The 23,677-nt window shown below is 44.8% G+C and carries 15 protein-coding genes; 2 read left to right on the plus strand and 13 right to left on the minus strand.

Annotated elements, in window-relative coordinates:
• The 9 genes from B0H50_RS05765 to B0H50_RS05805 all read right to left on the minus strand — a co-directional run bounded on the left by B0H50_RS05765 (position 1) and on the right by B0H50_RS05805 (position 11,576).
• Positions 1–1,902: a PP2C family protein-serine/threonine phosphatase gene (locus B0H50_RS05765; protein WP_109587403.1), complete on the minus strand. Its 1,902-nt coding sequence runs from the start codon at positions 1,900–1,902 to the stop codon at positions 1–3.
• Between the two features lie 16 nt (positions 1,903–1,918).
• Positions 1,919–2,446, minus strand: a complete 528-nt coding sequence (locus tag B0H50_RS05770) for an HD domain-containing protein (protein ID WP_173315534.1) — start codon at positions 2,444–2,446, stop codon at positions 1,919–1,921.
• Between the two features lie 6 nt (positions 2,447–2,452).
• Positions 2,453–5,053, minus strand: coding sequence for a DNA mismatch repair protein MutS (gene mutS / locus B0H50_RS05775; RefSeq protein ID WP_109587404.1), 2,601 nt, complete (start codon positions 5,051–5,053; stop codon positions 2,453–2,455).
• Positions 5,050–5,751 carry an SMC-Scp complex subunit ScpB gene (gene scpB, locus B0H50_RS05780; protein ID WP_106197756.1) on the minus strand — a complete coding sequence of 234 codons (702 nt, stop codon included), beginning with the start codon at positions 5,749–5,751 and terminating at the stop codon, positions 5,050–5,052. Before scpB ends, mutS begins: the two co-directional genes overlap by 4 nt.
• A gap of 47 nt (positions 5,752–5,798) precedes the next feature.
• A complete protein-coding gene (locus tag B0H50_RS05785) occupies positions 5,799–8,015 on the minus strand; it encodes an NADP-dependent isocitrate dehydrogenase (protein WP_109587405.1) in 2,217 nt (738 codons plus the stop codon).
• 124 nt (positions 8,016–8,139) lie between these two features.
• The gene (locus B0H50_RS05790; protein WP_106197758.1) at positions 8,140–10,188 is read right to left on the minus strand and encodes a tetratricopeptide repeat protein; all 2,049 of its coding nucleotides are present in this window, start codon (positions 10,186–10,188) and stop codon (positions 8,140–8,142) included.
• A 16-nt stretch (positions 10,189–10,204) separates the two neighbouring features.
• Positions 10,205–10,561 (minus strand): STAS domain-containing protein, encoded by a 357-nt coding sequence (locus B0H50_RS05795; RefSeq protein WP_106197759.1) that lies wholly within the window; start codon positions 10,559–10,561, stop codon positions 10,205–10,207.
• Positions 10,558–11,343 (minus strand): ATP-binding protein, encoded by a 786-nt coding sequence (locus tag B0H50_RS05800; protein ID WP_106197760.1) that lies wholly within the window; start codon positions 11,341–11,343, stop codon positions 10,558–10,560. Before B0H50_RS05800 ends, B0H50_RS05795 begins: the two co-directional genes overlap by 4 nt.
• A complete protein-coding gene (locus B0H50_RS05805; RefSeq protein ID WP_106197761.1) occupies positions 11,340–11,576 on the minus strand; it encodes a hypothetical protein in 237 nt (78 codons plus the stop codon). The genes B0H50_RS05800 and B0H50_RS05805 overlap by 4 nt, the downstream gene beginning before the upstream one ends.
• A 39-nt stretch (positions 11,577–11,615) precedes the next feature.
• On the opposite strand from B0H50_RS05805, the gene B0H50_RS05810 reads away from it, so the two are divergent.
• Together B0H50_RS05810 and B0H50_RS05815 are read left to right on the plus strand one after the other, a co-directional pair.
• Positions 11,616–15,479 (plus strand): translocation/assembly module TamB domain-containing protein, encoded by a 3,864-nt coding sequence (locus B0H50_RS05810; RefSeq protein ID WP_106197762.1) that lies wholly within the window; start codon positions 11,616–11,618, stop codon positions 15,477–15,479.
• Entirely contained in the window at positions 15,479–17,386 is a 1,908-nt protein-coding gene (locus B0H50_RS05815) for a BamA/TamA family outer membrane protein (protein ID WP_158275887.1), read from the plus strand. Before B0H50_RS05810 ends, B0H50_RS05815 begins: the two co-directional genes overlap by 1 nt.
• Here B0H50_RS05815 and B0H50_RS05820 read toward each other — a convergent pair.
• The 4 genes from B0H50_RS05820 to B0H50_RS05835 form a co-directional block, all read right to left on the minus strand.
• Positions 17,383–19,038 (minus strand): alpha-glucosidase, encoded by a 1,656-nt coding sequence (locus B0H50_RS05820; protein WP_109587414.1) that lies wholly within the window; start codon positions 19,036–19,038, stop codon positions 17,383–17,385. The genes B0H50_RS05815 and B0H50_RS05820 overlap by 4 nt on opposite strands.
• A gap of 260 nt (positions 19,039–19,298) precedes the next feature.
• Positions 19,299–20,978 (minus strand): energy-dependent translational throttle protein EttA, encoded by a 1,680-nt coding sequence (ettA, locus tag B0H50_RS05825; RefSeq protein ID WP_106197764.1) that lies wholly within the window; start codon positions 20,976–20,978, stop codon positions 19,299–19,301.
• Positions 20,979–21,044: 66 nt separating this feature from the next.
• The gene (locus tag B0H50_RS05830; RefSeq protein ID WP_106197765.1) at positions 21,045–21,578 is read right to left on the minus strand and encodes a hypothetical protein; all 534 of its coding nucleotides are present in this window, start codon (positions 21,576–21,578) and stop codon (positions 21,045–21,047) included.
• On the minus strand, positions 21,575–23,671 hold the full coding sequence (locus tag B0H50_RS05835) for an SUMF1/EgtB/PvdO family nonheme iron enzyme (RefSeq protein WP_109587407.1): 2,097 nt from the start codon (positions 23,669–23,671) through the stop codon (positions 21,575–21,577). Before B0H50_RS05835 ends, B0H50_RS05830 begins: the two co-directional genes overlap by 4 nt.
• Between the last annotated feature and the right edge of the window lie 6 nt (positions 23,672–23,677).

Raw genomic sequence — 23,677 nt, forward strand, 5'->3', positions numbered from 1 at the left:
TTAAAATTTCATCACGAGAATTGTGATATCATCTGCTTGTGCTGCGCCATTCGCAAAATTCTTTAACACTTCGAGAAGCGATGTGCGAATTTCTTCTGCCGAAAGCGCTTCGTATTCCGAAACAAAATTTTGCAAACGCGAAAGTCCGAACATTTCGCCTTTATCGTTCACCGATTCCGTGACACCGTCGGTATAAAGGAGAACGGTATCGCCCGCGCTTACCGCTAATTCTTTTTCGCGGATAATGCGACTGTTGTCATCGATCATGCCGAGCGCAATTCCCCCGCTCTTAATCGTTTCTAAGGCATTTTCAGATTTCTTAAAATGCAAAATGTGTTCGTGTCCGCAACTCGTATAATGCAGCGATTTTTTCTTTGGATTCCATTCAAAGAAAAGTAACGAAGCAAACATCGTTTCGGCGATACGCCCCGAAAGTTCGGAATTGACGTGAACGAGTGCGCTGTAGGAATTTTCGAAATGATGACATTCGGCGTGCAAGAATGCGTAAAGCGTCGTCATCACCATTCCCGCGGGAACGCCTTTTCCCGAAACGTCGCCGATGACAATTCCCAAATTGCCGTTTGGCAAATCCAAAAAGTCAAAGTAATCGCCACCGATTTCTTTTGCCGGCGTCATCGAACCCGCAAGAGAAATGCCGTCGCAAATGGGAATGCGATTCGGCAAAAGTCCGGACTGAATATGAAATCCTAATTGCAATTCCGCTTGAGTCCGCGCTTGATTTTGGCGTTCAACGAGAGCTTCATTCGCTTTTAAAATCATCGTTGCATAATGCGCAAAATTTTGCACCAGATAATAATCGCTGTCATCAAAATAATGTTCGTATAATTTATTTTCCACGACAAGAACGCCGAGCAGTTGTTTATTAAATGTCAGCGGCTCTAAAATGAGAGTGCGAATATTTGCCGCGCGACTGCCGAGAGAAAGAATGCGTTCGTCAGAACTCGCAAAACGAATGAGTTCACCCGTCCGCGAAATTCCACATTGCCAAATCACATTTTCGGATTCGGAAATTTGTTGTGCAAAAGCGATTTCGCGAAGCGCTTCGGCATGAGTAAAACTCATTTCGTTTCCGCGCGTTAACGGGAAAAAGATTCCGTAAATATCCGAGCAGCGGAAAAGTTTTTGTTTTTCATCCCAAATGTAAACCGCAGCGGATTTCGCTTCAATTCCTTCGGCAAGAGTCGAAAGAAAATTGGCTATCGATTCGTGTAAATCGGAAAAATCATTTACCGTTTCACCCATTTTCATCACAATGCGATGATTCGTAATCCGCGCTTCTTCGTGAGCGGTAATCAATCGATCTTTTCGATCAATCCAGTTGCGGTAACGCCGAATAAAAACATATGCGATTTGCAGCAAAAGAAATAAACGAAATACGGGAAGCACTAAAAAAGAAGAGAGAATGTAAAACGCATAAACTAAATGCACGCGGGGCTTCGGATAATACGACATCGACGAATAAAGCCTATCAAAATAGACTGCGATTAAAGCGCCCGCAAAAAGTGGAATCAAAAAAATCGGAGGCTGCATCCAATACGAAAACACGCCGATTACCGCAGCAAAAATTCCGAGTGCGATGAGACCTTTTAAAATATACGGTTTGCGAATCGGATTTGGCGCTTTGCGATTTTCTTCTTTAACAAAAAGAATCGTGAAAAATAAAATGAGAGATAAATCGCCGAGAGGAATAAGCGGACGTCCGAACGGAATTTGAGACACAAAACGCGAAGCAATTCCGTGCCAAATGAAAAATCCGATGGAAAAAATTAACCAAAGCCATTGCCGTCCTTTCGGACGTTTTCCGTAGAGTTCCACGATCATCATAAAAAGGGGGAACGCAGAAATCAGCGGAATAAAGGAAAGTAAAATTTTTTCAATCATCTTCAAATTTCCTCATTCACTCCAAACGTAAATCGCTGCGATTTTGGCGAATTACGTTGCGCAAAAATTTGCGATGATCGATTGTAGAAATTTGGAGAAGTTTCGCCGCTAATTTTTTTCCCGCTTTCGTCGCCATTTTTTTTGGATCGGGATAAATGTCAACGCGGCCTAAATCCAAACGGTCAGCGTCGTAACAAGTGTCAATCGTCACATCGCCCGAAGCATTTTCCGTTGTATGAAAGCTGCAAGCATGAATGAGTTTTTCAAATCGTTTATCGTCTAAATCGTAAAGCTTTCCGCGAAGTTCTGCAGCAAATTCTGCGCCCGATTCTCCGTGCGTATCATCGTAACCGTCAACGCAACGTTTCGAATCATGAAAAAGCGCAAAGAGCCGCACCACCGTTTCGTCGGCGAAAGTTTTTTTCGCAAGCAAGAGCCCATTGAATTCAACTTGACGCCAATGATCTAAACCGTGCAAAAACGAATCCATCAAACGATTTTCGTAGATGTATTCTTCCAAAGCCGAAAAATCAATCGAATCCATACCACCTCACTTTCCGTAATGCGCTTTCAAATCGGTCAAAGTTTGAAGAGCTTGTAGCGGCGTCATCTCTTCGGGTTTTAAACGTCGAATTTCTTCGAGAAGAAGTTGCGTGTCTTCGTCAGGCGGCGCAAAAATATCCATCTGCGGCTGCGCTTTTATTTTTTCCATTTGCTTCGCATCGCTCGGATCGATATGCGATTTTTCTAATCGCAGTAAAATTTTTCGAGCCCGGCGCACCACTTCGGTGGGGAGCCCCGCCATTTCGGCAACGTGAATGCCATAGCTTGAATCGCAAGCGCCTGCAATAATTTTGTGCAAAAAGATGAGTTTGTCTCCGTCTTCGCGCACGGCGATTTGATAATTGCCCGCATGCTCTAACGAATCCGCAAGGGTTGTCATTTCGTGATAATGCGTTGCGAACAAAGTAATCGCAGCCCGTTTTGCGTTATCGTGCAAAGTTTCAAAAATTGCCCATGCGATGGAAAGCCCGTCAAACGTACTCGTTCCGCGGCCGATTTCATCTAAGAGCACCAAACTTTTATCGGTCGCATTGCGCAAAATATTTGCGGTTTCAATCATTTCGACCATGAATGTCGAAAGTCCGCGCGAAAGCCTATCGCTTGCACCGACGCGTGTAAAAATTCGATCGACGACGCCGATTTTTGCATATTCCGCCGGCACAAAAGAACCGATTTGCGCCATCAAAACGATGAGTCCCGTTTGCCGCAAATACGTCGATTTACCCGCCATATTCGGACCCGTAATGAGCATCATCCGATGCGCTTCGGGAGAAAGCGAAACATCATTTGGCACAAAAGATAAATCCGGATTCGCTGCGACGATGACCGGATGAAAACCGCCGCGAATTTCAATGCCTGTGCCTTCGAAAACTTCGGCGCGGGTATAATTGCGTTTGCGTGCGGCGACTGCTAAACTGTAAAATGTATCGGCTTCGGCAACGGCTTCGGCGATTTGCTGCAACTCAGTGCGTTCTGCATTAACCGATTCGCGGAGACGACAAAAGATGCGATATTCGGCATCGTGAATGCGCGTTTCTGCGCTCGAGATAATCGTTTCGCATTCTTTCATCTCGGGCGTAATATAACGCTCAGCATTGACCGTCGTTTGCTTTCGAATATATTCCGGCGGAATTTTATCCGAATGAATTTTGGAAACTTCGATGTAATATCCAAAGACGCGATTGTAACTCACCTTCAGCGAATTGATGCCGAGGCGTTCTCTTTCGCGAGCTTCTAAAGACGCAATCCAATCGCGGCGATCTTTGATTTCTGCGTTCATCCGATCGAGTTCTGGATCCGCTCCTTCGCGAATCATTCCGCCTTCGCGGACAGTCATCGGCAAATCGTCATTCAACATTTTTAAAATTTCGTCACCGCGTCCCTCTGCCGAGAGAAGCACTTCGGAAAGATGATGAAATAACGGCGATTTTAAATTCGAAAGCGCTTCAGCAACTTTTGAAGCTTTCGCTAACGAGCGTCCCATGCCGTAGAGATCGCGCGCATTTGCGCGCCCGCTGCCCACACGTCCGAGCAAGCGTTCCATATCGAGAATTTCGCGGAGAGAATTTTTAAGTTCATCGAGGAAAATCGGATTTGCAACCAATTCAGCAATCGCTTCGGAGCGTTCATCAATGCGCTTTACCGAAATCAACGGATGCGAAATCCATTCGCGAAGATGTCTCCCGCCCATCGCGGTCACCGTATAATCGAGCACATACATCAGAGTGCTCTGCGGATCGTCCGCATTTAACGGGCGCACGAGTTCGAGATTGCGCAAAGTCGCCGGATCGAGCACCATATAATCGCCCAAATCCAAAAGTTCCAAATGCGTAATGTGCGAAAGTTCTGATTTTTTCTGATCGATTAAATACCAAAGAATAGCGCCTGCGACGCGAGTCTTTTCGGGCGCATCATCGAGCCCGAGGGATTCTAAACTGGAAACTTTAAAATGATTTTCAATCACTGCTTTCGCATTTTCTAATTCATAATGCGATGTTTCTACCGGCGTCACCAAAATATTTTCGCTGCGAGCAAATTCCGCAATCGTCTTCGGAAGTTCCATTTCACTCGGCACTAAAATTTCTTTCGGCATGCGGCGCGCTAATTCACTTTCAAAATTTTGCACCGGCGATTCGGAAACTGCAAAATATCCCGTCGTCACATCGGCAAAAGAAAATGCAATCGAATTTTTTCCAGGGAGAACTGCGCAAAGATAATTGGCAACTTTCGCTTCGAGGTTGCCTTCGTTCATCGAAGTACCCGCGCTGATGACTTCGACAATTGCCCGCTTCACAATTCCTTTGGCGAGTTTCGGATCTTCGACTTGTTCGCAGACGGCGACTTTATAACCTGCCGCCACCATTTTCGGAAAATAACGTTCAGAAGCGTGATGCGGAAAACCGCAAAGCGGCGTATTTCCTGACGCACCGTTATTGCGACTCGTGAGAGTTAGCCCGAGAATTTTCGAAGCGATTTCAGCGTCTTGTTCAAACAGCTCAAAAAAATCGCCCATGCGGAAGAATAAAATGCAGTCGGGATTTTGAGCTTTAATCTCGTAATACTGCTTCATTAACGGAGTGCAACTCACGATGACCCCATAGAAAGTTCAATTTGCGATGGATTCGATTCAGGTTGTTTCGGCGATTCAGCGCGATCGTTCTGCGCATAATTCGGAACGATTTCATTTGCGTTGAGCAAATCTTGAAATTCGCGGAGACGCGGCAAATCTTCGGGAATTTTGTTAATGCCGAAGTATTTGAGAAAATCATCCGTCGTCACATATGTATAAGGATTTCCCACCGTTTCTGCGCGCGCACCGAGAGCGATGAGTTTCTTTTCGAGAAGACTTTTTAACGGACCATCACAAGAAACACCGCGAACTTGTTCTAACGCTGCACGCGTAATCGGTTGCTGATACGCGACGATGGAAAGAGTTTCTAACGCAGCTTGCGAAAGGCGACGCAAATTGGCATCTGGAAATAATTTACGCACCCAAGGATAATAGCGGGCTCGTGTGCGAAAACGAAAACCTCCCGCTTGCTCCACAATTTCAAACGGAGAATCAATTTTATTCAAATTATCATTCGCAATCCGCAACGCTTCGGACACGGTTTTTGCATCTAAAAAATCGCCGATAATTTCTTTTAATTTTCGGAGAGTCACCACATCGGGCGACGCAAAAACAAGAGCTTGCACAATCCGCGCTAAGTCTTCATTCGATTCAATTTTTGGAAGGTCAAGATTTTCTTCGCTTTCTGCCTTCGGATCTTTTACATCTTCTGCCATGAAAGGAAAATTAGAAAATCGCCGCGCTGCGCGCGGCGATTCGAGTTTTACATTTCGTCGATTATTGCATTAAATGCAGCGACTGGTCGCATCCACTTTTTGAGAAGTGCGGGACTTGTCACATAATAACCGCCAATGTCCACGGGAACGCCTTGCGCTTTTGCAAGCGCTTGCACAATTTCCGTTTCTTTCGCTTCTAAGGCGGCTGCAATCGGAGTGAATTTGTGTGCAATTTCTGCATTCGATTTCTGCGAAGCTAATTCCTTCGCCCAATACAAAGCGAGATAAAAATGCGAACCGCGATTGTCCAATCCGCCGAGTTTCCGTTCGGGAGTGCGGTTAAATTCGAGAACCTTTTCATTCGCTTTATCCAAAGCTTCTGCGAGAACTTTTGCCTTTGGCGTTCCCACTTGTTCAAAAGATGCAGCGAGCGCAAAGTATTCGCCGAGAGAATCCCAACGCAGATAATTTTCGGCGAGGAATTGTTGCACTTGCTTCGGAGCGCTTCCGCCCGCACCGGTTTCGAACATGCCTCCGCCCGCCATCAACGGGACAATCGAAAGCATCTTCGCCGAAGTTCCCACTTCCAAAATTGGGAACAAGTCCGTGAGATAATCGCGCATCACATTGCCCGTGACCGAAATCGTATCCAGTCCTTGCTTCGCACGAGTCATCGTTTCAAAAATCGCATCCTTCGGCGATTTAATGGAAATTGAAAGTCCCGAAAGATCGTGCTCCTTCAAATACAATTCCACTTTCTTTTGAATTTCGCGGTCGTGTGCACGATTCGGATCCAACCAGAAAATCGCAGGCATTTTTGCAGTTCGCGCACGATTTACAGCAAGCTTTACCCAATCGCGAATCGGCGCATCTTTTGCTTGGCACATGCGGAAAATATCGCCCGTTTCCACCTTTTGCGAAAGAAGAACTTCGCCCTTCGAATTGACAGCGCGGATAATTCCTTTGTCCGTTGCGATAAATGTTTTATCGTGACTGCCGTATTCTTCGGCGCCTTGCGCCATCAGGCCAACATTCTGCACAGTTCCCATGACGCTCGGATCGAATGCGCCATTCTTTTTGCAGAAATCGATTGTCGTTTCGTAAATGCCCGCATAAGAGCGATCGGGAATGCAAGCTTTGACTTCTTGCAATTTACCATCTTTATTCCACATACAGCCCGAATTGCGAATCATCGCCGGCATCGAAGCGTCGATAATCACATCGCTCGGCACATGCAAATTCGTAATGCCCTTCGTCGAATCGACCATCGCCAAATCCGGTCCCTTCTGAAGCGCTGCGTCAATTGCCGCTTTCACTTCGGCTTCTTTTGCATTTCCCGCTAAGCGTTTATACAAATCGCCGAGTCCGTTGTTCGCATTGATGCCGAGTTCTTTGAAGAGAGCCGCATACTTTTCAAAAACATCGCGGAAGAAAACGCGAACAAAAGCGCCGAACATTACCGGATCCGAAACCTTCATCATCGTCGCTTTCAAATGCACCGAGAAAAGGACGCCTTGTTTCTTCGCATCTTCCATTTGTTCTGCGATAAATTTTTCAAGGTTCTTCATCCGCATCACGGTCGAATCGAGAATTTCACCGGCAAGAAGAGGCTTGGCTGTGCGCAAAACTTTGACTTCGCCCGATTCCGAAACAAATTCAATTTGGAAAGTATCCGCTGCGGGGAGAGTAATCGATGTTTCATTTCCGTAGAAATCGTCCGCATTCATGTGCGCCACATGCGTCTTAATCGAAGCGTTCCAATTTCCATCGGAATGCGGATGCTTCTTCGCATAATTTTTCACCGCCAAAGGAGCGCGTCTATCCGAATTGCCTTGGCGCAAAACCGGATTCACCGCAGAACCTTTCACCTTGTCATAGCGAGCGCGAATTTCTTTTTCTTCATCATTTTTCGGTTCATCCGGATAATTCGGCACCGCATAACCATTCTTTTGCAGTTCCGCAATCGCGGCTTTGAGCTGCGGCAGCGACGCAGAAATATTCGGAAGCTTAATGATATTTGCCGACGGATCTAATGTCAATTTTCCGAGAAATCCCAAATCATCGGAAATCGGCGCATCAAAAAATTTCGTATCCGGAGAAAGTCTATCGGCGAAAGCCGCTAAAATGCGCGCGCCGAGAGAAATGTTTTTCGTTTCCACATCGATGTCCGCAGTTTTTGCAAATGCGCGCACAATGGGTAAAAGAGATTGAGTCGCGAGGAACGGCGATTCATCTGTGAGAGTGTAATAGATCTTCGTATTCATACGATTTAAAGATACAAATAAAATTTCTTTTTCAAAAAAAAATTCCGCTGGGAACTAAAAAGTTTTTCCCAAACGGAATTGATTTGCAACAAATCTGTCGCGTCAAAAATAAAACGCGCAGAATTTATTCTTGTTCTTCAATTTTTTTCAGCAAATCTTCGCTTAATTTTCCACCGCTTTGAATGTCTTTAATCAACCAATCCACCGATTCGATGAGATCGCTCTTCGGATATTTCGTTTTGAATTCTTGGAAAAGCGCAAGCGCAAGAGAATCCTCTTTTAAATTTTCGCGGGCTTGGAACGCACGGCTAAAGAGAACTTTTTCAGCCTTTTCTCCGTTCGGCCAAACGCGTAAATATGCCGCCAATTCTGCGTCGGAATCTTTGTAACGCGCATTTTCAAAATCGATGATAGCGAGTTCGTAAACGGCTCTCGATAAAATTGAATCATTATTTTCGCCGAGAGAAATGACGCGCACCCAATTCAAATAAGCGCCATTTAAATTGTGCGCCTGATGAATGGAATCGGCAAAAGCAATCAAATCGGATGTCGAGAATAAATCTCTCCGCGGTAAAAATGCCGAATCGAGAATTTTCACCGGATATTTTTGATACAAATCGCGGCGGAAATTTTCAAACCAGTTGCGAGTCAAATCGTTCATCGCCGAAAGGAAAACGGCGACTTTCATCGAATCCAAATCCGTAACGGTCGAATTCGGATATCTCTTGTAAAATTCATAGCGGAAAATATTATCCGGCGTATGCGCGATAATTCCCATTTTTCCGCGGACCGATTCGAATTTTTTCTCCGGATAAATTTTAGAACCGATGCGATCAAAAATCGCTTTCAATGTATCTTCGGAAATCAAATATCCCGTGTCGCCCAAATGATCCAAAAGCGCACTGCGATAGAAACGAAGCTTAATCGAATTGCGCAATTTCGCCGTCATCGGACTTTTGTCTAAGCCGACTTCGCGAGCTGCGGTCGCTTGCAATTTCCAGTTGAGAAGCACCGAAGCACTGCGACGACGCCCATATTCTAAGCGAAAACGCGGAGGCATTTCACTACGCATTTGCTTCACATCTTTTTCAAATAAAATCGGTTTATCGTTCGATGTAACGAGAACCGTCATCGAATCTAGCGGATATTCTGCATCTTGCCAAATCGCCCATTGCACTTTTTCCGCTAAAGAATCATTCCAAATTTCATCGGCAGATTTTTTGTGCGATTCAAAATATTTTTGCACTTCTTCTTTTGAAAAATCGACAAAGCGAATGGCGAATTTTTCAAGAAGATTTTTTTCGCTATTGTTCACCAATTTTTCAGCGTATTCATCGGCAAAACGATTCCGCAAAATCGAATCCAAATTATCCGTTGCCTTTAATTCGGGAGCGCGACGCAAGAAAACTTTCATCACGATAAATTTATCGCCGATGCGAACAGATCGAAAATCGTCCACAGCGATGGAATCTTTGCCAAAGAGCAACTGGAAAATGGTATCATTTTTCAAAATGCCTTCGCGAGAACTCGCCGAAAAATCTTCTTGCTGAAAATGCGGCAGCGCAAATAGAGACAGTTTTTCGCGGAAAGTTTTTTCCACATTTTTCGCTTCGGCAGAATCTTGCGTTTCGACGAAACCGAGATTGAGAGAAGGCGCAGTCACGATTAACTTTTGCGCTTCCACATAATTTTTCGCAGCTTCTGCATTTTCGCTGAGATAAATTTTCTTCGCCACAGCATCGCGGCAATCGTTCAATTCTTTGCACGAATCCGCCGCAAAAATTTTCTTGTTGCGATTGAAAAACGCTTGCAATTTTTCATCGGTAAATCCCAAATTTTGGCCGAGGAAAATTTCTTGATACATTTGCGATAAAAAGCGTTCTTCTAATTCGAGCAAACGATTTTCAATTTTTTGTTCATCGCCTAAAATTTCTTTGCCCGCTTGATAAATCACCCGCGATTCGATAATGTTTTCAAGCGCTGCGCCTTCTTGCCCTGGCATCGCATACGGATGTGGCGCAGTCCGTTTTAAAAATTCAAGGTCGGATTGATAAATTTTTTCGGCACCGACTTCGGCGATAATTTTATCCGAATTTTCCGATGAGGAACACGCCGCAAAAATGCCGACGAGCGAAGCCGCAGAAAGTGCCAAAAGCGTAGAAATTTTTTTCATATTGAGTTCCAAAATTTTACAGAGAAGCTAACGCATCTTCCAAAGTTTTATGAATTTCCAAAAGTTGATCCGCACCGATGATTTCGATGATTTCCAAAACGTTTTCGTTCACATTCGCAACTTTGAAAACGCCACCGACTTCTTTGACTTTTTTATTGACAAAAAGAAGTGCGCCGAGACCCGTACTGTTGATATAACGCAACCGCGAAAAGTCTGCGACGAGAATCGTTACATTTTCTTGCAAAAGAGCGATAATCCGATTGGAAGTCGCTTCGGCATTCGTCGAATCCAAATCGCCGACAAAGCGCAAGAGTTTTGCGTTTGCACAATTTTTGATATTTTCAATCGTTAAAAGTTCTGGAGTTTCGTTCATTTTCCCTCTCGTAATCGAACAACATGCACTTCAACTCGCGTCGGTTCTACTTGATAACTCATGCGAGATGATAATTTTTTAACTAACGCAATCCCACGCCCGCGAATGGATTTCGGATCCACTTGCGGATTTTCATATTTTCCAATCAACGTTTTTTGCTCTTCCGAAGAAAGCTCTGCACATTGATTCGAAATAGAAAGTTCCATTTTTTTCTTATCAAATTTTAACTGCAAAAGAAAAACGCCGTCTGCGGGTTTTCCATGTTCGATTGCATTATTCGCTAATTCATCGACGATGGATTCCATGACGAATGTTTCTTTCCCCGTGTAACCTTTGCTCTGCAAAAGTCCTGCGATTAAACGCCGCATCGGCGGCACAACCGCAGCTGTCGCCGGAAATGTCGCTTTTAAAAAACGCGAAGCGCCTTTAAATTCCCAGCGGAAATAAGACAGAAAATGTCGCAAATTGAGAAATGCGGGAATCGCTAAATCGACGCCCATCAAATTCAATTTTTCTTTTAAATCGGGATGCGCCGCAAAGAGCGAAACACTTCCTTGCTTTTGCAGCACCCGAGAACGCAGCCCCATAATGACGCCGACTGCAGGCGAACTCAAAAATTCAACGTCCGAAAGATCCACCGCCCAATGGACAGCGCCCGCATCGTAAAACTTTGCAATTTCCGCAGACACTTGCGGAATCAATTCAAGTCCGATGTCACCGCGAAGTTCTAAAATCGTCACTTCCGGTTCTTCGGGTAATGTGTAAACGGCAACTTGTTTCATACAGCAGAAGTTTCCAAGCTGCAATTTTCACCCAATTCCAATGTGATTGACACATCCGAACCATTAAAATTTTTCAGCTTTTGAAGCATCCGTTCAGACTCGACTTCTAAATCCGCCAAAACCGCACCGCTCGCTTTGAGCGCATGCGCAAAATCGGCGACGGATTCTTTTAAAACCGGAAAAAAATCCGCATCGGTAGATACATCCAAACGGACGGAACGATTCTCAACCATACTTACAATATATATAGATTTCTAGCTATATTGCAACCTGTGAAACGGTTAAAGCCCGCTGTCGCAATCGGCATCTTCGCCGTGTTCGTAGGCTGCCTTGTGGCTTTAGCCTGGTGTGGCTATTATTTTCTGAATCATTATTTGGATTCGCCGCATACTTACGGAAATATCGAAGTGAATTTGATGGGTCACGAAGCCGATGGACTTCTTGCGCACCGTTGGGATTCGATTTCGGTGAAAGGCGAAGGATTTGATGTAGCGGTGAAAAATCCGCGGTTCGATGCACACTTAATGTTTTCGCCCGGTGAAGATTTTGTGCACATTTTCGCAGATTCCGTCAGCGCAGAAATCGATCCGAAAAAATTTCCAGAGTCCGACTCGGATACGACAAAATTGCAAATTCCCGATTTTCGAATTCCGTTAGACGCGCAAGTTCATGTGACCCATGTAAAAGCTCACGTAGAAGGAATCGGCGATTGGAAATTGGATTCGCTGCAATTCAAACCCGAAAACGAACGCGCTGCAACTCTTTCTTTTCAAAATGCCGAAGGAAAATTTATCGAAAGAAAAACTTCGGGCGAAATTTCGGCAACGTGGCAAGGCGATTTTATTTCGGCGAATGTGAAAATTAAAACCGAAGATAAAGACAGCATCGCCGTTGCAGTCAATTTTCCAAAAGACAATCCGAAAGATCTTTCCGGTTCTGCGGACGTTTGCGTGCAAGACCCGCGAAAGCTCGTCAAAGGGCGCATTCCAAAAAGCATTTCCGTTAAAAATCTCCAAGTGAATACTTCGTATAGCGCAAACTTGGAAACAAAAAAATATGCGTATAACGCCCGCGTCCGCATAAACCTCGGCGCACTTTGGCCGCTTCCCGCTTTGGCAGCAGATGTCAATGTGCAAGGCTCCGAAAAAATGAATTTCCGAATTGACGGAAAATTCACGGGAAATAAACCGGGGCAAAAAATTACGGTAATTGGAACGGTGGATAAAAATTTGAACGGTTCCGCCGATGTCGAAGTGAAAGGAATTGAATCGCGATTTGGTCCGCGCTATCAGCCGCTCGATTGTTCCGTCCACGCGGTCAAGTCTTCGGAAAATTCTTTGACAGCGCATGTCGTCACCGGTTCGGGTTCCATTGTCGACGCCGAAATTTCGGGGCTCAAAAAAGGAAAGTTCAATATCGATTTTACCGGCGACGTTGCCGAAAACGAAGCGTGGTCCACGCGTTGGAGCGGAAGGCATTTGCGTTTAGGCTCGCGCCCGCAAGTGAAAGGAAATTTCAGCGATGGAAAAATGCGCGCCGATGTCGCCATCGCACCGGTCGGCTATGCATATCAAATGGCGGCGGATTCTCTTTTCACCACTCTCATCTTGGACAAAAAAGGAATTGACTTTGTCAAAGGATTTGTGAAAACTTCGAAAGAAGAATTTTCTTTTACCGGCGATGTCAAATGGAAAGATTCCATTCCGCATACTTCATGGGAAGTGCATCAATCGGATTCGGGTTACGCAAAAGCGTTCATCGATTTTGATTTGAGTTTAACTAGCGAAGCGCATCGTGTGCGACTTTCGACAATTCCTTTTGCGGACACGGCACTTCTCCGCGGATTTGACGGCATTGTGAGCGGTTCTTATACGCAAAATTTTGCGCGTTGGGAAGGCGCCATTGACGCCGAAGTGGAAACGGAAATTTTGCAAATTCCATTGCACGGAAGATTTAAAACGCACAATACCATCGACAGTTTATTCCTCGATTCTGCAATCATTTCGACGAAGACAAATTCCATTGAAATGGAAGGGCAAGCTTTGCTCGAATTTGATTCGACGGCGAATTTCTTCAGCCGCATGGAAATTCTCGATGCGTGGGCTTCGACCGAAAAATTCGACATTCCTCTTTTGCTCGAAGCGTATAAAGGCTCGCCGCTTTCGACGGGAATTTTTAGCGGAAATGTTTCGTATCGCAAAGGCACCGGTTTTCAAGGAACGCTTTTGTTTACGGATTTAGCGCTCAAAGGAATTGACCCCGAATTTTTCTCCATTTCAAAATTGGATGTTTTTACTGAAAAAGAAAAAATGCAAATCTCGGGAAAAATCAAAGCCGGTGAACGCGCGTGGAACGGAGACTTGCAAATTGATGTGAACGGACTTTTGGATCCGAAGCGGCACATTTTTGCGTACTTCACCACTCCCGTCGGCGGGACCGCTTGGTTTGACGGCGACATCGATTCGGTTTACAAGTGGCAAGGCAAAGCGCAACTTTCGGGCTCGTGGTTTTTGCCGAGTGGATTAGGCGAAATTATTTACACCGATTTTAAAGCAGATGCAACTGGCGATTTGCATTCCATTCTCGACAGTTTGCAGCTTTCATTCCATTCGGATTCGACGGCGATTGATACGAAGCGCGGCTTCCCCATTTTGCCGGTTTCGTTTAACGGCGATTTTAAAAATGGAATTTTTACCATTCCGAACGCAGTTCTCACCAATCACTTGGGCGAATTTATTCGGGCGAGTGCCAGTTATGATTTGAAAAATCGAAAGCTCGGAAGCATCGATCTTTCGACCGAAAAATTTTCCATCGTCTGGAATCAAATTCACAATATTTTGTTGAACAATATCAGCGGACGTTTAGAAGATTCCGAAAAAGAATTTGTGCTTTCGCTTAAACTCGATAGCGTTTCATATCAATTAAACAAACCCGATTGGGGCGAAGCAAATGCTTCGGCACACGGCGACGCAACTTTGCATTTACCGCACGCCGAAAACGGTAGTTTTGCCAATCCAACTCTCGAAGGAAATATTCGATTGGACCGCGCCGTTTACAAGAATAATTTTTCCGTCGATTTGGGATTTGGCAGTTTGAGCAAAATTTCGGCGACACTTTCGAGCTTCTTTACGAAAGTACGTCGCACAAAACCGCCCGTAAAAAAGACTGCCGCAAAATCGCGTCCGCTAAATATTTCTATTCACGTGAGCGATTCGCAGCGCGATACCGTCGCCATTCTTACAAACCTCGCCACGTTCCCGCTCACCGTGGACCTTTGGATTTTGGGAACTTCGGACCATCCGCTTTTCCGCGGCGACGTCAACAATTCGGGCAGCGGAACAATTGGGCTCAAAGATCTTTTCCAATTCAATTTGGAATCATTCGCGATTTCATTCCAAGATGTTCCTTGGAACCGCGGCACAATCAATGTTTCGAGCGTTCAAGAATTGCCGTATTGTCAAACAAACGATAACCGCGACGATAACGAAACTTGCCCGGTGCATTTAGATATTCTCGGTTCTATCGTTGCGCCCAAACCGATGCCGAGCGCAAACTGCGGCGTCGATGAATCGCCCGCATCGCTTTATTACAGCGTTCTTCTCGGCTGCATTTCCGAAGGCGAAAATTCGACAATTGACAAAAATAAAGTCGCAGGAAAACTCATCGGAAGCGTTCTCACTTCGACGGCGAATAAAACTCTCGGCGGCGATTACGTGGGCGATATCGATATGAAGTTGAAATTTTTTGACGAAGAATCTGTCGCCGAAAAAGATTCGAGTTATTTGAAAATTCCGATTTCTTTGGATCGCTGGGTAAAAGATTTAAGCCTCGTTTTCGGTTACAAACAAGATCAAAGTGAAACGCCAACTTATGACCGCGCGCTCGAAGCTGGAATTACCTACATTATTCCCGCATTTTCCGAAGAAGATAAAACGAAAAATCCGGAACATTACAGTCCGCAACTTGATTTTGGTGCAAGCCTAGTGCAGAAAAGTTACCTCACGACAACCGACGAAGACGAAAACCGTTTGGAAAAAAATATCGGTTTTAATTACAGTTATAAATTCTGGTCGCCGTGTTTATTCGGACTCGGAAAATGTGCCGAAAGAGAAGCGAAAGCGAAGGAGCAAAAATAATGCAAAAATTGCTTCTGATTTTCTTCTCGATTTTCTTTTTCTGCGCAGCCGCTTTTGCGGATGATTCGCCCGCAGATTCTTCGCAAATTAAAAATCCTTGGAAAGTTTCTTTCATCGGAAACAGTTTATATACCGATGAACAACTCGCGCTCGAATTAGACATTCCCGAAGAATTCGGAGTCGTCGATACCATTCGCCAAGACTTTTTAATGCAAGTCGCCCGAACCAATTTGGAATTGCTTTATTATTCCGATGGCTATTTCAGTTTCACTTCGAAGATGGAAATTCTGCGAAATCAAACCGATGCAGTCGATACAATTCCTTATACATTATATCGTTTCTACATCGAAGAAGGCGAACCTTACACATTTAATGAAATGAAAATTGAGCGCGATTCTCTCGCCGATAGCGTCGCCTTAAAAGGAATTCGCTTTAAGCCTGGCGCAAATTATGATCCGTCTATTGTCGCCGACGATGTGCAGCAAATTCAGGTGCTTTACCGCGAACACGGATTTTTACATGTCCGCGCAGATTACCTCGAATACTTGGATACATTACATCATCAAGTCAATGTGGAAATTTATATCGAGCCCGGAACGAAAGTGCGCATGGGAGAATTTTCGAGCAACACTTACAAGCCCGCGCGCATCGCCCGCTTAGACACGAGCGATACAAAAGGACTTTCAGATACCGCTTGGTTGAACAGCCTTTGGCGAATTCCCAAAGGCGAAGTAATCAACGGAAAAACTTATACAACTTTCCGCAGCAAATTGCTTTCGACGCAAATTTTTTCATCGATTCATTTGGAAGATTCTCCGCGGAGCGATAGCCTCTACGATGTGCATTTTAGCGCTGTAGAACGCATGCCCGGCGAATCGCGTTACTCCGTCTTCTTCGAAGAAGTTTACGGCTTCGGCGCTTCGGCAATGGCAAAGCATAAAAACTTTTTTGGTCGATTCCACGAAGGTTCTGCGAGCATTCTCGTCGCACAAAATAAACAAGAACTCACTCTCGGTTATGCAAATCCGCTTTTATTCGGAACGCGTTTCAATTTTATTCCGACGGCAATTCGCTTTGACGATCACATTAGTTTTAATCATGAAAAAACTTCACCGCCTGCATATCCCGATAGTTTGGAAGAACGCTACGAAGTCATTAACCGCGCCGACTTAACTTTCGGCATTACGAAGAATGTACGATTCCGCGCAACTCTCGACACGCGATTTGTGCAAAAAAATGAAACGCGATTCTTCAAAGTCAAAGGCGAAACGGCGCTCACATTCGATTATACCGATGATTACTTTAACCCGACAAAAGGCGTTCGCTTTTTGCCAAAGCTCGGCGTCGGCGCAAACTTTACCGGAAATATTCGCGATCCGAGAATGGAAGGAAATCCGTATTCTTACAGCGAATTTACAGCCATCGGTTACTTGCCGCTCTTCGGACCATTCCTCTCAGCAGCTAGCGTGAGCTACGGAAAATTCTTTGACAAAGCAATGGAAGACGATGCGCGTATTTTCTATCAAGGCGGTTCCCGCACAGTCCGCGGTTATCGTTTCCGCAGCATTTATCCGAGTTATACAAGCGTCGACGAAGACGGCGAAGAAGTCATCAATACGGGACTCACTCCCGAATACGTCCGCGCCAATGTGGAACTAAGAATCAATTCTCCGTTTGATGTAATTCGCAACTGGCAGCTAGTCGAATTTTACGATTGGACTCATGTCAGCGATAAATCGGGTGTTTACGCAAGCAAATCCAATGCTGCATTCGGAACAGGAATTCGTTACAAATGGCAATTCTTAACGTTTCGTCTCGATTACACCTTTAAGAAAGATTTCTCGAATTCGGGCGCAGAAAGTTTTTCGTTCCAACGCATCAACTTTGATTTGTCACAAGCGTTCTAATCCGCAAAAATTTTGGATTCGAACGGACGAATTGCATTTTTCTTTTCATCGCCGTAGCTAGAAAAAATTTGCTTTGCCTTTTGCATAAAATTTTCTTCAAGCGCAATTTCTTTTTCCGAAAAATTCACAAAAACAAAAATGGATTTTCCGCCGAAAGTTCGTTTGTATGCAAAAATATTTTCGTCGTTTTCTAAAATCGGTTCCCAATTTCCTTGCAAAAGAATTTCGGAATTTTTTCGAAAATCCAAAAGCTTTTTCGTCCACGCGAGAACGGAATTTTCATTTACATTTTCCGTTGCAACGTTAATTTGTTTGTAATTTTCGTGAACGGGAATCCAAGATTTTCCACTAGAAAATCCCGCATTCTTTTCGGCGTTCCACTGCATCGGCGTCCGCGCATTATCGCGGCTATATTTCTGCACAAATCGCAGCGCTTCTTGTGGTAAAAATCCTTCTTTTAACGCCATCGCATATTGACTTTTGGAATTTAATTCTTTAAAGCAATCGATTGAATTCCACGTCACATTTTCCATGCCGAGTTCTTCGCCTTGATACAAAAACGGAGTACCACGCAATGTAAAGAGCAATGTGAGAATTGCTTTTGCCGCAAGCGTTTTGTCTGCGGTTTCTGGAAAATACGCATTCACCGATCGCGGCTTATCGTGATTTTCAAAGAAGACAGGATACCATCCATTTTTTGCAGTTTCTTTTTCGCTTTTAAAAATCGCCTGCTTAATTTCTTTCGTCGAACGCGTTTTCGTGCTAAACCAAATATCGCTTCCTTGCAAATGTTCAAATTCAAAAAGCATATCGAAAACGCCCGAATCGCCAACCCAAAATTTTAAATCTTCAGGTAAAATGCCATTAGCTTCCGCCACCGTGAACACATTTTTTCCATCGAAAACTTCGCGTTTCATTTCGTGCAAGAAATCTAAAATGCCCGCAGAATTTGCTGTCATCGTATGAATGAGAGTGAGCCCATCTGCCGCATCGGGGGCGCCGTTGCGAAAATCCGTAGGCTTTTTAATGTAAACGATTGCATCCATGCGAAATGCGCCGACTCCTTTTTGAATCCAAAAATTCGCAATGTCGTAAAGCGCTTGTCGCACTTCGGGATTTTCCCAATTTAAATCCGGTTGAAAATCAGCAAATGTGTGCAGATAATATTGTCTGCGTTCTTCGCTAAATGTCCAAGCGGACCCGCCGAAAATGCCGCGCCAATTATTCGGAGCGCTTCCATCGGGCTTCGGATCTTTCCAAATGAACCAATCGCTTTTCGGATTTGTACGATTTTTTTTCGATTCTAAAAACCAAGCGCTTTCGTTGGAAACATGATTGAAAACAAGATCCATCATCACTTGAATGTGATGCTTTTTCGCTTGCTGCAACAATTCATCCATATCCGCCATCGTACCGTAAAGCGGATTGATTTGATAAAAATCCGAAACGTCATAACCGTTGTCGCGCATCGGCGAAGCATAAACCGGCGTGAGCCAAATGCATCCGACATTTAAAGACTCCAAATAATCGAGCCGCTGCGTAATTCCTTTCAAATCGCCAACGCCATCGCCATCGGAATCTTGAAAACTACTCGGATAAATTTCGTAGCAAATCGTTTTTTTCCAATCTTCTAATTTTTGGGACTTTTGCATAGATACTTCTTCTTTTTGTGCGCAGCCGAAGAACACACAAGATACTACTGCACAAGAAATTATTTTTTTCAACATCTTTTGATTCACAACATAATGAACTAAAAAGTTCACAAGTTTGTGATCCACAATATTGTGAACTTTTTCAATTAGCCGAAAAATCGATTTGTCTAAAAATCCTTTTATTCTTCTGCGGTTCTGTATGTGCAAGCAAATATGCCTGCACATTTCATCTTCCTCATGAAGAACATGTTTGAACGAGTCTATTCCCGCGTGAGCGTTTTATACTTAAAGCGCTTCGGCGTGTCAGCATCATCGCCCATACGTTTGCGGTAATCCGCTTCGTATTCGCTCCAGTTGCCTTCGAACCAAACGACTTTCGAATCGCCTTCGTAAGCGAGGATGTGAGTGGCAACGCGGTCTAAGAACCAGCGGTCGTGCGAAATAATCACAGCGCAACCGGCAAAGCGAAGAATCGCTTGTTCCAAAGCTTGCAACGTTTCGATGTCCAAATCATTCGTCGGTTCATCGAGGAAGAGCAAATTGCCCGGATGCTGCAAATTTTTTGCCATCAACACGCGATTGCGTTCACCGCCCGAAAGAACGGCGAGTTTTTTCTGCTGATCGGCACCCGTAAAATTGAAAAGTCCGCAATACGCGCGCGCATTCATTTTGCGATCGCCGAGTTCAATTTCATCTTTGCCACCGGTAATCGTTTCAAAAACCGTTTTCGAATCATCCAAACTTTCACGGCCTTGTTCCATGGTAATCATTTCCACGGTATCGCCGATTTTAATCGTGCCCGCATCCGGTTTTTCTTGGCCGGTGATAATTTTGAAAAGCGTTGATTTACCAGCACCGTTCGGGCCGATGATTCCCACGATTCCCGAGCGCGGAAGAGTGAACGACAAATCTTCGAACAAGAGTTTATCGTTATATGCTTTGCGCAAATGTTCCGCTTGGATGACGACATTGCCGAGACGCTTGCCGTTCGGAATATAAATCTGCGCCACTTTAATTTGTTCTTTTGAATCTTCGGCGAGCAAATCTTCGTAAGCTTTAAGACGCGCTTTATTTTTCGCTTGACGCGCCTTCGGACTTTGCTTCACCCATTCTTGTTCGCGGGCAAGGCGCTTTTGCCGATCGGATTCGCCCTTTTCTTCATTCTTCATCCGTTCCAATTTTTGGTCGAGCCATTCCGCATAATTTCCCTGCCAAGGAATTCCGCGTCCGCGATCGATTTCCAAAATCCAACCGGTGACATTGTCGAGGAAGTAACGGTCATGGGTCACGAGAATGACCGAGCCTTTATATTCTCGCAGATGACGTTCGAGCCACGCAACCGATTCTGCATCCAAATGATTCGTCGGTTCGTCGAGCAAAAGCAAATCCGGTTCTTCCAAAAGCAAACGACAAAGGGCAACGCGGCGTTTTTCGCCACCGCTCAATTTGGTGACGCCCCAATCGCCCGGCGGACAGTTGAGCGCATCCATCGCAATTTCAATTTTGCGATCCAAGCTCCACAAATCTTCTGCATCGATGACATCTTGCAATTTTCCTTGTTCTTCCATGAGCTTGTTCATCTCATCGTCGTCCATCGGTTCTGCAAATTTCATCGAAATTTCATTGTAACGATCGAGAATCGCTTGCTTTTTGGAAACGGCTTGCATCACATTTTCTTTCACCGTTAAATTCGGATCGAGCTGCGGTTCTTGCGGCAAATAGCCCGCGGTGCGGCCGGGTTCAATCCAAGCTTCGCCTTGAAATTCTTTATCTATTCCCGCCATGATGCGGAGAAGTGTCGATTTACCGCTGCCGTTCGTACCGATAATTCCAATTTTTGCTCCATAAAAAAAGCTGAGAGAAATGTCTTTGAGAACAGTTTTCCCCGGAGCATAAGATTTGGTCATTCGATTCATGTAAAAGACGAATTTTTCGACCATGCGGATTCCTTTTTCAAAAGTTTTCAGTAAATGTAGTTTTATGAAAAGTTAGAAATGTAACAATTCTCAATTATCCATTTTTAATTTTTTCTGCTTTCTCGATTTGATGATAACGGTTAAATTCATCGCAATCGCAATCGCGAGCAAAAACGAAATGCAGTAAGCACCGACAGCGGGCTCTACCGTTAAAAAATCGTAATGTTGCGAAATCACAATCAATGTGAAATTGTGAATGAAAACCCACAGCGAAACGAACGCAGCGAGCGCCATCGCAAGCGATCCTAACGGCGTAACAAATGCGAAAATCGCTCCGAGAATCACGGCGCCGAGAATCGGAATAACCGCTTGCGAAGTTTGAATCGGCTGTTCAAAAAATTCTTGAACGCGCGGTTCTTTTTTCTTCATTTCTTCGACGGCACTTTTTTCTTTGCCTTCTAAGAATGATTCTGGAGTGACTCCGGCGACGAGCTGATACAAATTCGGATCGGCGACTACTTTTTCGGAGCAAGAAACATTCACCAACGGAAAAAGGAAGGCGAGTAAAATCAAGAGAAACGGAAAGGAGCAAAGTTTTTGAAAGAGTTTCAAATCGGGTTTCATTTTTTCACCTGTGAAGGAAACACACAACGGAAACCGAGATAATTTGACCAATAACGCGGATCTTCATCATCGCGGTCAGTTAAATCCAAAGCGTTGCTGGTTTTACTCTTCCACGAACCACCTTTAAAGATGCGGTTATCGCCGAAGAATGAACCAGTTGGATCTTCGCTTTCGACATAGAACGAGAACCAAGAATATTTATCGCGAGTCCATTCTGCCACATTGCCCGAGACATCATAAAGTCCCCAAGCATTGGGCTTTGCCGAAGCAACTGGACGCGGGCCATCGACATTGTAAACCGCATATTCAAACGGTAAAGCACCGTTTCGATTGCGCCAAATCGAGCCTTCATTTTTTCCCGCTCGGGCGGCATATTCCCATTGCGCTTCGGTGGGGAGATCGCCTCCGATTGCTTTGCAGAATGCGCGCGCCTTTTCCCAATTTACATTGTGCACCGGCATAAGACTATCATTAAACGTGAATTTCGTCGTCGAATCTTTCATTACATCGCGATATTCGCCCACGGTGACTTCGGTTTTGCGAATGCGGAACGGACTCATGTGGACGATTTTGTTTTTGAAACGGAAACTGCCCGAATCAATTTCGGCAACGGCGCGGCTGATATTTTCTTCGACGGTATCTTTTTTCGCTTCTGCAGAATCATTCTTTGCGATGGAATCCGGCTTCGCTACGACCGTATCCTTAACCGGATTCAACCATTCTTGTACTTCGGGCTCTAAAAGAATTTCTGCGGGCAAAATGAATTTGCCTTTTCCCGTATAAGTTTCATTCAAATACGAAACTTGAAGTTTTGTAAAGCGGTAATGATGACGACTTTTGACTTTTGCGCCATCGTATTTCCAAACCGGTTTATTTTCAAAAGTCAGCGTAAATTGCGCGAGAGAAGAATCCGCAGCCGCAACAAAAACGCTTTCTGGAACGGATAATGCAGGCGTTAAATTGCCTTCAAAGCCGACGGCAATTCGTCCTGTGGAATCCGCAAATTGAAATGTAAAAAGCGAATCATTCCAATCGATGGATTTGAGCGGAATCTGCACACGCATCGTGTCTTTTTGCAAAGTATCTAAGCGCGCGAGAAGCGCATTATTCGTTTCCAAAATTCCGGAAAGGCGTCCCGAAAGCCACTGCGCCCGCGAGCGCGAACGCGAACCTTCAAAGGTCACCGTATACGCCACATATTGCGCATTCGTCGAATCCATTCCTTGCGGCGGACGCTTGACTTGCGGATAAATCGAATCAAACGCAGCCGTTCCGCGATCGATATTCGCACGGCTCAAGTCTGCGATGAATTGATCGTAAAGCACTTCGGTTTCTTCCAAATTTTTCGTTTTCGCGATGCGCTCTGTCGTGACTTCGGATTCAATTTGATAGACGACAGTATCCACCGGGATTAACTTCGTTTTTAAGCGAGAAGTTTTTCCGCTTGTCACATGAAGGCCTGCGGTATAAGGATAATAACCGGGGACGAAAACTGTTGCGTAAAAAAGTCCCGTGTCCACGGGCGCAATCGTTGCGGGCGCATAAATTTTGTCTGCACCCATTAACAAAAACGCCTCTTTCGGAAGAGAATCCACGACGACAATTCCCGTAAGCGATGTCGGGATTAACTTTTGCCATTTTCCGTTTTGGACGAAGTAAAGATTAGCGACGCGCGAAGAATACAGATATTTTTTGTCGAAGTAAACTTCCCCTTCATCTTGGAATGGGCGAAGCGATGTTCCCGCATAAAAACGCAAATGCGCCGCTTCGAATGCGGTCAAATGATTCGTCTGCAAATTAAATGCATGCAGTTGTTTGTAACAGTCCGCTTTGATTTTTCCCGAATACCAACCGTAACGATTGCCTTTAATTTTTGCGCGCAAATAAAGATTGCCTTGTTCCAGCGGAAATTTGATTTTTTCAGAATGCAAATACGCAGAATCATCTGCCGCTTCGAGGCACATATTTTCTGCATCGACAATTTTTGCATCTTCGCGGAATTGTTCATCGGGAACCGAGAAACGGTAATCGCGATTACCGCCAGCAAAAGCGATCGCTGCGACAGAAAAAATCGTTAACCAAATTCTAAGCATAAGTCC

It is taken from the genome of Hallerella porci (assembly GCF_003148885.1).
GTDB lineage: Bacteria > Fibrobacterota > Fibrobacteria > Fibrobacterales > Fibrobacteraceae > Hallerella > Hallerella porci.

What these genes read in the sequence shown, in the direction of transcription:
- B0H50_RS05765 (WP_109587403.1), bottom strand. Translation starts at nt 1,902, where the DNA reads ATGATTGAAAAAATTTTACTTTCCTTTATTCCGCTGATTTCTGCGTTC.
- B0H50_RS05770 (WP_173315534.1), bottom strand. Translation starts at nt 2,446, where the DNA reads ATGGATTCGATTGATTTTTCGGCTTTGGAAGAATACATCTACGAAAAT.
- scpB (WP_106197756.1), bottom strand. Translation starts at nt 5,751, where the DNA reads ATGGCAGAAGATGTAAAAGATCCGAAGGCAGAAAGCGAAGAAAATCTT.
- B0H50_RS05785 (WP_109587405.1), bottom strand. Translation starts at nt 8,015, where the DNA reads ATGAATACGAAGATCTATTACACTCTCACAGATGAATCGCCGTTCCTC.
- B0H50_RS05790 (WP_106197758.1), bottom strand. Translation starts at nt 10,188, where the DNA reads ATGAAAAAAATTTCTACGCTTTTGGCACTTTCTGCGGCTTCGCTCGTC.
- B0H50_RS05795 (WP_106197759.1), bottom strand. Translation starts at nt 10,561, where the DNA reads ATGAACGAAACTCCAGAACTTTTAACGATTGAAAATATCAAAAATTGT.
- B0H50_RS05800 (WP_106197760.1), bottom strand. Translation starts at nt 11,343, where the DNA reads ATGAAACAAGTTGCCGTTTACACATTACCCGAAGAACCGGAAGTGACG.
- B0H50_RS05805 (WP_106197761.1), bottom strand. Translation starts at nt 11,576, where the DNA reads ATGGTTGAGAATCGTTCCGTCCGTTTGGATGTATCTACCGATGCGGAT.
- B0H50_RS05815 (WP_158275887.1), top strand. Translation starts at nt 15,479, where the DNA reads ATGCAAAAATTGCTTCTGATTTTCTTCTCGATTTTCTTTTTCTGCGCA.
- B0H50_RS05820 (WP_109587414.1), bottom strand. Translation starts at nt 19,038, where the DNA reads ATGCAAAAGTCCCAAAAATTAGAAGATTGGAAAAAAACGATTTGCTAC.
- ettA (WP_106197764.1), bottom strand. Translation starts at nt 20,978, where the DNA reads ATGGTCGAAAAATTCGTCTTTTACATGAATCGAATGACCAAATCTTAT.
- B0H50_RS05830 (WP_106197765.1), bottom strand. Translation starts at nt 21,578, where the DNA reads ATGAAACCCGATTTGAAACTCTTTCAAAAACTTTGCTCCTTTCCGTTT.
- B0H50_RS05835 (WP_109587407.1), bottom strand. Translation starts at nt 23,671, where the DNA reads ATGCTTAGAATTTGGTTAACGATTTTTTCTGTCGCAGCGATCGCTTTT.